Below are 13,101 nucleotides of genomic sequence, written 5' to 3' on the forward strand. Positions count from 1 at the left end.
CCGACGAGTCGACGTCACGCCGCACGCGCTCGCACACACCCTTGAGGCCGCATTTCTGTCCACGCGCACACCGGAGGGCGAGAGCCGACACGCAATCGCAATCGACCTCAAATTCGGCACCCAAGGCCGAGGCGCGGTCACCTTCTGCTGCCAAGAAACAGGCACCAGCGAACGTCGGCCGCTTCGAGCGCAACGCCGATCGTACTGGGAACTAACTGTCGCAACGGAGGGTGACGGGCGCGCTCACGGAGAGACTCGAACTTCCGCCTTCGCGCTGACCGTGGCTCTGACGCCGCTCCTTCATTCAGGGCGATCCATAGCAAGCCGCATCGGCATGTCCCTCCACCTCGTTCATGAACCTTGGTGGCCATCCGACCTAACGGACACGCTCGCAATCCTCGCCGACACCTGGCATCGCTGCATCGCGGAACGCGCGCAATCGCCGGCTTAAGCTAGCCCGGAGCGGTCCGCGCGGCACCGCAACCACCCGAGGCAGCACATCGACGAAATCGCGCCGATCCACGCCCTGCCAAGTGTTTGAAACTTGGCACGTTTGGCCACACGACTTCTGCCCACATGCCGCCTCAGACGCACCCAACGACCTGTAGCTCAGCCCCACCCTGAGTCGACCTTCTTCCGCAGGTGTTTCACCGTGCGGAAGAAGGTGGCGCCAGCCGAAGTGGGCCATGAGCTAGCTTCCGGATGTGTGCACGCAGAGCAATTTTCCAATATAGAAGCGCGACTTCAGCAAGCAGCGGATCACGCTGAATACAATAGCCCAAGCCTCCTCAAGACTGGCGCCGCAACCGCGATTAGATCAAGTGAATCCCGAACCGCGGCATGCAGGAATAGGCCGAGATCCTCGCAAAGCGCGCCACGACCTCGGCCAGGATCCTTCCAGAACTCACCCTGCCGCGCAATCCCCCGGGCGAGCCTCCGCCGACTTGCCACGAAGGAAAACGGAACAGCTGAGAACGCTATCGCGGCCGATGACGGCCTCAGGCCGGCGTGACTGAGACAACGGTTCCCCCAGTCACGAACACGATCAAACCCAGACGCGCACCCGTCGCCGCAAGGTAGCGTGCGACTTGCGCGCGATAGTCCAGGAGTGCGCCTTCTGTCGGCGCGACGTCACTCTTCCAGTCCACGACCACATCCGGCCGGCCGTGCTCATCGCAGGCCAAGGCGTCGGCAACGCCCGTGGTCACCCGCTCCTCCACATCGAGGGCCTCATAGGCGTAGACCGGCACCTCCGCCCGCAGGCGCCCGCGGATGCCCGCGACCTGCGGAAGGGCGAGCGCCCGGGAGACACAGGCGGCGAGCTCGGCAGGATCGAGCGCGACCGCTCGGTCGGCCGTCTCACACAGACCCAGATGCCCTACGGGGAGCCGAGCGCGGGCCTCCAGCCCGTCACGCTCATCAAGCTCGCCGGTGAGTATCTCCTCCAAGAGCTTGTGAATGACCGTGCCTCGTTCACGACTGCCCTGTGGAGGCGTCGAGACCAACTCGACCGGAATGGGCAGGGTCTCAGACTCGGCATCGTCGAAGCCCGGCACCAGGGCGTCGTCTCGGCTCGGCACGATCCAGGTCAAAGGGCGATGGCGCGCGACCGTCATCGCTTCCGAAGCGAAGACTTCGCGCGTCTGCCCGTTGAGCGGTCCGGTTACGGCCGCCATCGGCCGGAGCTGGAGGTGTTCCAGGTCGATGGCCGGGACTGTATCGAGGCCGAGGGCGACGACCGACGCCCAGGAGGTCTGGTCGGACGGATCGCGGAAGCGCGGCAGCACGAGGGTCTCGCGGGCCCGCGTGGCAGCGACGTACCAGAGGCGCACCCGCTCGTTTCCGACCTCGCGGCGTTCGCGGTCCAATGCGTCCTCGTAGCCAGCCGGGCGGACCCCGAAGACCGGACAGTACAGACAATTTGCCGGCCGGTCGACGAGGGCGCCGCTCACGGCCTTCGTCCTGGTCGCGGTGTTGATCGGGATCACCACCGGCCATTCGAGGCCCTTGGAGGCGTGCATCGTGAACAGGGAGACCGCCTCCTCCTGGGCGTCGGGCCTCCCCTCGACAGTACGCGTCCGCCCGTCCCAGGCCGCCTTCATCGTCCTGGCGAAGGCCCGCAGGCCACGCACGGCGTAGGGGCGCGACATCTCCAGGAACAGGTCGACGTTCGCCAACGCCCGCTCGGCGTGGCCGTCGTGCCGTTGCCGGATGACGGGCCGAAGCCGAATCGCGTCCACCGCCTGGCTCAGGATGTCGTGGGGCGTCGTGCCGAGCGCCCGCCTCGCCAGGACCTGCAGGTACCCGATGACCTCCCGCGCGACCGGGTGGGCGACGTGCGCAACGTCGATGCCGAGCCGCAGCTTCTGCCGTGCATCGGGCCATTCGGGGTCGCGCGGCAGGCCGTCGACCAGGTCGAGCAGTTCCTCGTCGGTGAGGCCCACGACCGGGCCGCGCAGGAGAGCGCCGAGCGCCAGGGTGTCGCGAGGGTCGGCCAGGACCCGGGTCAAGGCGATGAGATCCTGGATCTCCTGCCTGCGGAAGAACCCCTTCCCCGCCTGGGTGGAGACCGGGATGCCCCTGGCCTCCAGGGCCTCCTCGTAGCGCCACAGGTCGTTGCCGCTCGGCGCGAGGAGCGCGATGTCGCCGGCTTGGAGCACCCGGGTTCCGTTGCGGCTGCAGGTTACGAGACGCTGGCCGATCAGGCGCGCGCAGAGGTCCGCGACGGCGTCCGCCTCGGCATCGCGAAGGGCGTCAGCGCTACGCTTCTCATTCCCCACCATCGGAACGTCGAGGGCGGCGACGCAGGGACCTCTGTCGTGGTCCTCGTGGAACGGGTCGAGGGCGACGTATCCCGGTTGCCCCTCCACCTGCAACACCTCGCGGAAGCGGTGGTCGACGAAGGCGAGGATCGACCGGCAGGACCGGAAGTTCGTCGAGACGGAGATCACGTCCTCGGGCGACTTGGCGCGTATGCAGTCGCGCGCCCGCACATAGGTCGAGACGTCCGCGCCCCGGAAGCGGTAGATCGCCTGCTTCGGGTCGCCGACGAGGAAGAGCGCACCGGGCCGCAGCACGCGGTCGGTCCAAGCCACGCCGTCCGCGTCGGCGGGCAACTCGCCGCACAGGAGCCAGAGGATCTCCGCCTGCAGCGGGTCCGTGTCCTGGAACTCGTCGACGAGGACGTGGCGGTACCGTCGGCCAAGCGCCCGCCGCACCTCGTCGTGGTCCCGCAGGAGCGCAGCCGCCGAGGCGATCAGGTCGTCGAAATCGAGCAGGGCGCCTGCTCTCTTCCGGTCCTGGTACTTGCGGAGGACGACGCGGACCTGCACGACCAACCTGGAGAGGAGTTCGCTGGCGGCGTTCGCCCTCAAGCCGTCCCAGGCCTCGCAGCAGGCGCCGTGCAGAGCCTTGGCTTCCTCGTGGAAACCGTCCGCCTGGACCTTCGTGATCCCGGCGGCCTTGGCGGCGGTCGCCCACTTGCCCTTTCCGCCGCGGTAACTCGCGAATTTTCCGGCCTTGGTACACAGGCTCGGCTCGGGCTCGGCCGTCAGCAGAGAGACGACCGTCGCGTCGTCGTTGCCGTCGAGGCGGTGGACGCGCGCGGCCATCGCCTGGAACGCCAGCAGGGTGGCGGCGGTCTCCGGCTCGGCGACGGGACAGGCGCGGATGAACTCGGCGAACGCGGCAACCCGTGCGAGAAACGCCTCCGTCGAGCGGGGCAGTGGTTCGGCAGGTCGCGTTCCGACTGTGCGTCCCTCGCGCAGGCAATCGGCCACGCGATCGACGGCCTCCTTCGCCTTGACCGGGTCCGCCAACACCATCTCGGCGACGAGGCTATCGCCGCCCGAGAGGCAGTCTCGCAACCACCCGTCGAGGAGGTCGCGGAAGATGCCGTCGGCTTCGGCCTCGTCGACCACCCGGGCCCCCGGATCGATATCGGCCTCGACCGGGTAAGGTTTCACGAGGCGCTGGCAGAAGCCGTGGATGGTCGTGCAGACCAGCTCGTCGAGACGGGCCGCGGCCTCGGCCAGGTTCGCCTGCTGGAGCGGCGACAATCCGTGCGGGAGCGCGAGCTTCAGTTCCTCCGGAACCTCGCCGCCGCGCAGGCGGTCGACGACGGTCCCGACCCGCTCGAGCAGCTCGCTCGCGGCGAGTTCGGTGAAGCTCACGGCGGCAATGGCCCCAGGTTCGACGCCGGAGGCGAGCATCAGAGCGATCCGCCCCGCCATCAGGGCCGTCTTACCGGAGCCGGCCCCGGCCTCGACGAGCATCGACCGGTCGTGCCGTCCGATGGCGAGCGCCCGCTGGGCCGCGTCGGCCAGGCTCTTGTCGTGCGCTGTCATCAGGCGGCCTCCCAGATCCCCGCGGCCTCGCCGAGCGCTGCCCGGACGGCGTCCCGCTTGCGCGGGCAATAAATCTCTCCGGCATTGGCCGGGAGCGCGAATGCCAGCTCGTTGTAGGCATCCTCTGCGTCGGGACCCGGATACGCATTGCCTGCCCCGAGGCTGGCGCCGGCCGCCGCCAGGTGACGCGCGAGTTCGCCGAGCGCCGCATCCGGCCGTGCGAGGGGCAAGCACAGGCCCTCCCGCGGATAATGCAGCGAGGCGTCGACGAGGACAGCCGAGCCCACGAGGACGCGGGCAGCGTAGCCGTAGAGGCAGCGCTGCAGCTCGCGTCCGCCGGCCAGCACGTCGTCGGGCTCGCGCGGCTGTCCGGTCTTGTAATCGCGCACGCGCGCCTGCGTTCGGCACTCGGACAGGTCCAGCCGGTCGATGAAGCCGGAGATGCGGAACCCGGTGCCCGGGATCTCGACCGGCAAGCCATGGTCCCACGGCACCGCGATCCCGTCCCGTTTCGGCGACTGCCCGCCGAACGGAACCTCCACCCAACTGGTCTGGCCGGCTTAGGGCGCGTCCGGGTGGGACAGCGCGTCCAGCGAGATCCCGCTCACCTCGTCCAGGGTCCGTCGCCAGACGAGTGCCGGGGGGACCGGCTTCTCGCGCTCCCAGATGGCCGCGACCGACGAGACGGCTGCAGCCACGGCCACCCGTCGGCGGTCCGCGGTCGCTGCCGCGAAGCCGGCAGCGGCCTCCAGGTCGGTGACGGCGGCTTCGAGGACTTCGTGCATGAGGCTGCCGAACGCCCGGTGGTCGAGCGTGAGGGTCTCCTCGCTCGTATCCGCGGATTCGAGGCCGAGCCCGTACCGCCAGACGAAGCCGAGCGGGTCACGGAGCAGCTTGCGCAGCGAACGAGCGGAGTGGACGCGCCCGAGCACGGAGAGCACGACCGGATGGTTCGCGCGTATGCGTCCGTCGTGGGCCGTGAGACCGGCGCTGGCCCACGCATTCCAGCAGCTTGCGGCGGCCGTCGCCTGAGCGGTCGCCCGGAACTCCTCCGGCCGTGCCATCAGGCGGTCGACCTCGCCGACGGCGTGGTCGGGGATGCGGTTCCGGCCGAGATGGGTTTCGTGGGGATGATCGCGCAGGAGCGGGCTCTTCCCGAGCAGGCGGCCGTCGGCGCCGCGCCGCGGGCGCGAGAGGACGACCGCCTCGGAGCTGGTCGAGAGAATGGCGGCGAAGTCGCTGCGGTCGGAAACCGAGCGCGGCATCGGATCGAGGATGCGGGCCGGCACCAGGTGATCCGACAGCAGCCGGTCCTCGGAGACCACCTGCGGCCAGCCCCGCGAACTCAGCCCGAGCAGGCGGACGAACCGTCTCGGGGCGCAGGCCAGGGCCGATGCCGGTGCCCAGACGACCGAGGTCCCGCCATTGGCGTCGTCGTCGATGCGCTGGTGCGTCAGCGTCAGGTCGACGACGGCGGGTGAGCCTTCCAGAAGCGCCTTGCGCCAGATCCGTAACGAAAGGCCGTGCAGCAGGGTCTCGCCAGCTTCCGCCGCGGCCGAGGTTCCTCGCGCCAGGAGCGACAGGACGGCGCGAAGATCCTTGGCAACGGCCGGCCCGTGGGGGTGAGCCAGGATGTCCTTGCCGGCGAGCAGGCGCTCCCAGGCCGCGAGGCTGGTCAGCGGCGCCTCCCGTGGCAGCATGGCGGTCCATCCGGATGGGAGCGTGCCGAACGGGCCGGGACCTCGGCGCAGGAGCGCGGCGAGGCGGCGGATGCCATCCTGGGAGAGGCCCCGCACGAGGACGTCCGCCAGGGCCGCTGCCGCCTGTCCCTCACGCGTGGAGGCGGACGGGACGCCGTGAACGAATCGGACGTCGAGATGCGCCTCGGTCCTCAGCGCGAGCATGACGTCGTCGTAGTCCTCGGTGCGGCAAGCGGCGATGGCGATCTCCGAAGGCTTGGCGCGGCCGGACGCCATCAATCCGCGGGCCCAGCGGAGCGCTTCCAGCACCTCGTGGCGAGGCGTCGCGGCGCTGCAGGCCTCGATGACGGGGGTCTCGGGTATGCTGGACACGACCTGGATAGCGGTCGCCGCGATCCAGCCTGGGACCGGCCGCGGTCCCGAGGCCCAGGTGACGGCAACGCGTTGGGCGAGCGCGATAACGACGGGGCGCCAGCACGGCGCCAGATCGAGGAGGCCGACGAACTCGACGGGCCCGAGGATGGCCGGCGCATGGTCGATCCGCGCCGCGGCAGCCGCCGCCAACTCACCGGGGGGCAGCATGCCCGGCGGCAAGGCCGTGATCACGGCCTGTTCGAGGCGGGCGATGGATGCGACACGGTCGCCGCGGCTGCCGGCGGCCTGCAGATCGAAGCCGGCGGACCAGGCCTTGCGCAGCGTCTCCGCTGCAGCGTCGATCATGCCGGGCAGCATCTTGATGGGATCGAGTTCGCCGAGTTTCGTTCCGGGAAGAACGGTCTTCAAGACCGACTTGAGCGTCTCGTCGTCGATCGGGCGGGCGAAGCCTCCCGCCAGCCGGGCCACGAGAGCGTCGACCGAAAGGACACGCAAGCCATGGTCTGCACGCCGCGCGGCGTTCAACCGGGCATCCGCCATTGCCAACCGGCCCTGGACCACAACCGCGCGACGAAGAGGCATACCCAGCGACCTTGATCTCAGGTTGCGAGTAACCTCCTGGATTGCCTTCCTACGGTCAAGCTTGGTCAGCTGTGGATGTTGGGGTGAGAGGCTGTGTCCTGGCGGTGGAAATCTGATTTCCGAAATCGGCGACTCCCGGCTTCATCCGGTCCCCGGGGCAACCGCGTTCTCGATTGCGATGGCCTGGAGCCAAGCCGACCGTCCGATGAAAACCGCTCTGATCAGACACAAGGGTCGAGGATGCGACGGGCGACGGCCGGTACCGACGCCGCGTCTAACCGCTCGGCTGCTGCGGCCTTCGTGAGCAAGGCGTCCGTAAGGTAGGGGTCGTACTTCTCACGAGCCGGCTTGGCTGCGACGCGCGCGAGGGCTTCTCCGTCGGGCGGCGGCGAGGCCGCCATCTCGGACAGGACTGCGCGCAAGTCGTCGGCAGAGCAGTCACGGACCTCGATCGTGTGCCACAGGGGGGATGCCTGGAAGCGGCGCGCCAGGAGTGCGAGCGCGAGCGTCTCGAGCTTGAGGCTTCCGACCCAGGGAAAGATCACGCAGTCGCGCTTGACCTGCAGGATGGAGCACCGGTCGAGGCCATCCGCCTGGAAGGCTCTCCTGCCCTGCTCGAGCAGGGCGCGCCCGCCGGGGTCGAGAAATGCCGGCACGGGCGCGCCGGCCAGGCACCTGCGCATCGCCGCTACGACCTCGTCATGGATGGCTGCCCCACCCCCGTCGAACCGCGGCGGCAAAGCGGTCGTCGTCGGGTTCACGAGGAGCACCTTGGCACGCGGGTCGATGCTCTCGACCCGCCATCTCCGGCCATTGAAGATGATGGTCTGCCCCGGTGCGAACGTCGCGTCGAGCGGCACGGTGCCCAGCGTCTTGCCGCCGGCGATGACCACCCGGTACTCCTCCTCGACCTGGAACACGGCGTAGAAGTCGTAGCCGGCCGCGAGGCGCTCGCCGGCCCGTCCGAGCATGAGCAAACCGTCCGGTGACATCTCGACCAGGGCCGCGTCCGGCCGCGCGACGGCGCGCAGCACCTCGACGAACAGGTCACGACCGATGTTCCGAAACGGCCCCCGCCGGCACAAGACCTGCCACGCCGTATCCGGGCGCAAGCCTCCGGTCTGAGCGATCAACGCGAGGACTTGATGGATCAGGGTGGAGAGGTGAAGTCCCTGCACCCGCGGCGGCTCGCACCACCGGTCGAGGAGAAGCTCGACCATGGCCACGGCCTGCACGAGGTCGAGCCTGAGCCGGTCGGCCGGGTGGAGCGTCGGGGCGAAGGCATCCTCCGCGACGTAGATGCGGAGGATCGAAGGTTTCCCCTTGCGGCGGCCTGAGCGTCCAAGGCGTTGGCGGAGGGACGAGACCGACCAGCCCGGCCCGATCTGGGCGACGCTCTCGACATCGCCGATATCGATGCCGAGCTCCAGCGTGGTGGTCGCTATCGCCGTCGTGGGCCGCCCGTCGTCCCGCAGACGAGTCTCGACTGCCTCGCGCTCGACCCGCGCCAAGTTGCCATGATGAGGGAAGAATTCGTTGGGTAGGCGCGCCTCTTCCGAGAGCGAGCGGAGACGGTCGGTGTACACCTCGACGTTCTGGCGCGAGCCGGCGAACAGGAGATTGCGCCGGCCGCGCAACACCTCGAAGAGGTGGCGGGCGATGGGCCCGACCTCGGATACGGCTGGGAGGGACATATCCGCGGGACGGCGTGATGAGGCGTCTGCCACCTCGGGAGCGGGGAGGAGCGCGGGACCGGATGGAGGGGGGCTTGCTCGCGAGTGGCCTTCGTAGCCGCGGACCTGCAGCAGGAGGTCGGCTCCGCCTTCTCGGCTCTCGACGAGCGTGACGCGGTCGGCTTCCCCGGGTCGCAGCGCCTCGCGGGCGAGCGCCATGTCGCCGAGCGTGGCCGACAATCCGATCCGGTCGATCCGGTCACGTCCCGCCCCTACTTCGATGCGGGACAGGACGGACTGGAGCTGGCGTCCGCGTTCCGTCCCGACGAACGCATGCAATTCGTCAATGACAATGGCGGACAGGGAACCGAACAGGCGGGATGCCTCGCTACCGCGGCGCACGAGGGTGGCTTCCAGAGACTCGGGTGTGATGAGGACGACGCCCTGGGGCCGTTCCCGCGCCTTGCGCTTGGCGTCGGCGGACACGTCGCCGTGCCAGCGGTGCAGGGGCAGGTCGCAAGCTTCGAGCAGGCTCTCGAGGCGCCGGAACTGATCGTTGATGAGGGCCTTGAGCGGGCTGACGTAGAGGACGCAGAAGCCGGGCCTTCCGCCGTCGAGGCCGGGCAGCACCCGCGACAGGAGAGGCAGGAACGCCGCCTCCGTCTTGCCCGCGGCCGTGCGGGCGGCGAGGATCACGTCGCCACCGGCGAGGATGGCGGGCACGGCCTGCTCCTGCACATCCCGCAGCTCTGACCAGCCCTGCTGCCAGATCCAGCGCCTGACAGGCTCCGCGAGTTGCGCGAATGCCTGCGAAGCGCGGTCGCCGGGAACGGCAGGGACCGGAACTGCGGCGTGGCCCGTCATAGTTGCAGCCGGGTGAGTTCGTCGTCGGAATGGGCGGGATCCCCGCCTTCCGGGCCGATGGCGGTCGCCAGCTCGTCCACACCGCCACGGTCCTCGGCCACGGTCACGACGCCAAGGCGCTCGCGCCAATCCGCGCCCGGGTTCTGCTCCAGCACGGCGAGCAGGTCGACGAACGCCTTCACCGTGTTGCGGGGCGTGCGGAAATAGGCGTCGCCGACCCGCGCCCGGCAATGATCGAGGAAGGCGTGCAGCGCCTCGTCCGGGACGAGGTGGCGGGCCGGGTCGCCGGCTGCGAACACGGTCCGTAGCCGCTCCAGCAGAACCCACATCTCCTCAGGCGTCAGGTTCTGCAGCCGCACGACGGGCCCCGAGAGGTCGACGAATCCGTCGGTGGCGAAGCTGTTGCCGGCAAGACGGGACTGGAGCGCCTCATACGAGTAGAGCCCGCGCCGGGTGTCGAGCATGAACTCAGGAGTGCCCCCCAGCACGAAACCCAGTCCCTCGACGGTGCCCTGCAGCACGTCGTTGAGGATTCGCAGAATCTGCTCGTAGTTCTGGTTGCGGGCCTGGGCGCTCTGGAGCTTGTAGAGGTTTACGAGTTCATCGAGGCACACGAACAGGCCGCCGTACCCTGCCATGCGGACGAAGCGGGCGAGCAGCTTCAGGCTGTCGTAGACGTTGGCATCGTCGATGATGCTGCGGACGCCGAGATCCTGGCGCGCTTCCGTCTTCGTCGTGTACTCGCCGCGCAGCCAACGCAGGGCGTTTCCCTGCCGGGTCTCGTCGCCCGCCTCGTGGGCGCCGGCATAGGCCGCCACCACGGTCGCGAAGTCGTAACCCCCGACCTGCTCCTGCAGGTCGACGAGCTTCGCGCGGATCCAGGCCTCGGTCCCGCGGCCCTCGCGCCCCGCCTGCTCGATAGCCTGGGCGACGAAGCGCTCGAGGACGTTACGCAGCGCTCCCCCATCGGGTGCGGTGCGGGTGGCGAGGTTGCGCACGAGTTCAGCGTAGAGGAGGCGCGCCTGCCCGCCGGTCGCGTGGATGCGCCGGTCCGGAGCCAGGTCGGCCTGCAGAACGACGAGGTTCTTGGCGAGTGCCAGCTGGCGCACCAGGAACAGAAAGAAGGTCTTGCCGGCCCCGTACTCCCCGACGACGAAGCGGATCGCCGCCCCGCCGTCGGCGACCCGCACGACGTCGGCGATGAGCGCCTCGATCTCCCGGCGGCGGCCGACCTGGATGTGCTGGAGGCCGAGGCGGGGGACGACACCCGCCCGGAGGGCGTTGATGACGGTATCTCGGTCTCGGGGCTTGATAGGGGGCGACGGCTTGGTCCCGGGGACGGTCATGCGGCTTCCGGCAGGGTATCGGGGAGCAGATGCAGGTTGACGTGGACGGGCTCGCCCTCCTCGACGAGGATGTCGTCGAAGCGGTCGAAGGCCCACGCATTGAGTTCTTCCATGGCGGCGCCCGGCATCAGGCCGAACTCGCGCGCGAGCCGGTCGAACTCGACCCGTGGCCAAGCGGGTCGCGAGACGAGTTCGCCCAGAAGCCCCGCGTGGCGCGCATCGAGGCCGGCGAAGGCACCGTCTGCCTCCGCGGCCTGCTCCGTGGATGGGGCGGGCGCCGACGGGCCGGACGCCGCATCCGGATCGGCATCGAACACGTCGGCAAGGACGGCGTTGACAGCCAGCGTCTCGGCCCTGATCGCCGCCAGGCGCGCGGCATCGACCCCCTCCCCCGCGCCGGTGGCCGTCTCGCGCACGGCTCCGTGCACGGCCTCGTCCGCGGCCGGCACGGCCGTCTCCCGCCGCGCCTCGGGCGTCGGAAGTCGATGCGGCGTGGCAGTGGGTGGGGCGCCCGGGATGGCGTAGGTTCGCTCGGTCTCCGGCGCGAGCGAGACCAGGACCAAGCCGTCGGGCGTCGCCTCCCCGGCCGATAGAACCCCGGGGGCGGGACCCGCGCGGTGCAGTGCCGCGTAGAGCCGATCCTGGTCGAGACCCATCTGGCGAAACGCCCTTTCGATGAGGGCGACCTCGGCCCGGTGATGAGTACCGTCGCTGGACGCGACGCGGATCAGACTATCGCCGACGGCTTGCCGCTGCTCGTGGCCGAGTTCGGCCAACCTCGAGCGCAGCGTCGGCAACTCGGCGGGATGGGCTTCGAGCCAGGATGCATCGGCCGCGAGGCGGTGACGCTCGTCGGGCGTGAGCCCGGACGGCGCCGTCGCCAGTTGGCGCAGGATGGCCCGCTCCCCATCGGTGACCTCCCCGTCGGCCTTCGCCACCAGCATGCCCACGGCCAAGGACAGGAACGCCGCCTTGTATGCATCGGAGGGAAGGTCGACCGCTTCGCGCGGGCCGTCCAACCGGAACAGCAGCACGGTCGAGGACGGCGACGGGCGCGCGGGGAAGCGCGGATCCGGGATCAGCCCGATACCGAAGCGACCGAGCGTGTCCGCGATATCGCGAAGCTTCGCCGGTGTGACCCTGTCCTCGCCCCTGGCGCCGACCTGTTCGTTCACCTCCTGAAAGGGAACGGGCGCGCATGCTGCGATCCGCGCGTTGAACCATGCGAGACTGTCTCCCGCGGCCTCGGGGGAGGCTTCCTGGCGCCTGCTGGGCGGCAGCAGCGCCAAGGCCTGCAGGGTTGCCTGACCGGGCGCGGCCCCTCGCCCAAGGTAACGGCTGTACGCGTCCAACCTCCCTGTACACAGTTCCAGCAGCTCGCGTCCGGCGGCGAGCGCTTCGGGGTAGCGCTCCAAATCGGGCAACGTCCCATGTTCGGCAGACACGAGGTCGGCCGTGAAGGTCCCGCTTGCGGCTCGGTATGTGACAGGCGAGCTCCCACTCTTGCGAGGCTTCAGCAGCATTCCCCCTGTCGGGTTCACGCGGCCGAACTCGGCGGCGAACTCAGGTCTGAGATGCGCGAAGACGCGACGGGCCGGCGTTCGCACCCGCGTCTCGGGGTGCGACATCGTCCACGCCAGCAGCCAATCGGCATCGATCGGTCGTCTGTCCCGGATGCGGGATCCGACTGCGACCCGGACGGCGGGCGGCAGCTCCCCGCCGCTTGGGACGAAGACAGGGACCGGATCCTGGCCCGGCGCGAGGTTGAGGATGTCGAGCGCCGCGAGGAGATCGCCGGCATAACGGCGGAAGGAGCTGTGATGGCCGTAGACTGCGAGAAGGCGCTCCACTTCAGCGCGGATGGCGGCATGGTCCTCGACCGCGCGTTCCAGTACACCGCGACGTTCTAGGCCGTAAAGATAGAGGAAGACGTAACCAATGTAGGTGTCGGGATCCGTGCGGTCGCCCGAGAGCCATTCGAGGAATGCGCGTCGCGAGGACGGCCGCATATTTTCGTAAGCCGGCCAGTAATCCATGTGCTGGCCGACAACGTCGGCGTTGCTCTTAGAGACTTTGAGGTTCGGGTCGATTAAGAGCGCCTAACAGAACGGCACGATCGGGTCTGTTGGGCGTTGGGGTGGTATGGCTCGCCCGCTTCTTCCCGACGACCTCTGGTCTGCGATCGCCCCGCTTCTGCCGCCGCACCCGCCTCGCC

4 protein-coding genes and 1 pseudogene are annotated in these 13,101 nt (G+C 69.4%); all 5 read right to left on the minus strand.

The features are described from left to right. Positions 1-998: 998 nt before the first annotated feature. Positions 999-4,346 (minus strand): UvrD-helicase domain-containing protein, encoded by a 3,348-nt coding sequence (locus tag FF100_RS34030; protein WP_139040440.1) that lies wholly within the window; start codon positions 4,344-4,346, stop codon positions 999-1,001. Further along, positions 4,346-7,003 (minus strand): annotated as a pseudogene (locus FF100_RS34035) (PD-(D/E)XK nuclease family protein). The gene FF100_RS34030 and the pseudogene FF100_RS34035 overlap by 1 nt, the downstream one beginning before the upstream one ends. Before the next feature lie 221 nt (positions 7,004-7,224). Beyond that, positions 7,225-9,540 (minus strand): DEAD/DEAH box helicase, encoded by a 2,316-nt coding sequence (locus FF100_RS34040; protein WP_139040441.1) that lies wholly within the window; start codon positions 9,538-9,540, stop codon positions 7,225-7,227. Then, the gene (locus FF100_RS34045; RefSeq protein WP_139040442.1) at positions 9,537-10,886 is read right to left on the minus strand and encodes an ATP-binding protein; all 1,350 of its coding nucleotides are present in this window, start codon (positions 10,884-10,886) and stop codon (positions 9,537-9,539) included. The genes FF100_RS34040 and FF100_RS34045 overlap by 4 nt, the downstream gene beginning before the upstream one ends. After that, the gene (locus FF100_RS34050) at positions 10,883-12,976 is read right to left on the minus strand and encodes a tellurite resistance TerB family protein (RefSeq protein WP_281287359.1); all 2,094 of its coding nucleotides are present in this window, start codon (positions 12,974-12,976) and stop codon (positions 10,883-10,885) included. The genes FF100_RS34045 and FF100_RS34050 overlap by 4 nt, the downstream gene beginning before the upstream one ends. Between the last annotated feature and the right edge of the window lie 125 nt (positions 12,977-13,101).

It is taken from the genome of Methylobacterium terricola (assembly GCF_006151805.1).
Taxonomy (GTDB): domain Bacteria; phylum Pseudomonadota; class Alphaproteobacteria; order Rhizobiales; family Beijerinckiaceae; genus Methylobacterium; species Methylobacterium terricola.

Excerpts from the sequence above, each read along its gene's own strand:
- FF100_RS34045 (WP_139040442.1), bottom strand. The coding sequence starts at position 10,886 with ATGACCGTCCCCGGGACCAAGCCGTCGCCCCCTATCAAGCCCCGAGAC.
- FF100_RS34030 (WP_139040440.1), bottom strand. The coding sequence starts at position 4,346 with ATGACAGCGCACGACAAGAGCCTGGCCGACGCGGCCCAGCGGGCGCTC.
- FF100_RS34040 (WP_139040441.1), bottom strand. The coding sequence starts at position 9,540 with ATGACGGGCCACGCCGCAGTTCCGGTCCCTGCCGTTCCCGGCGACCGC.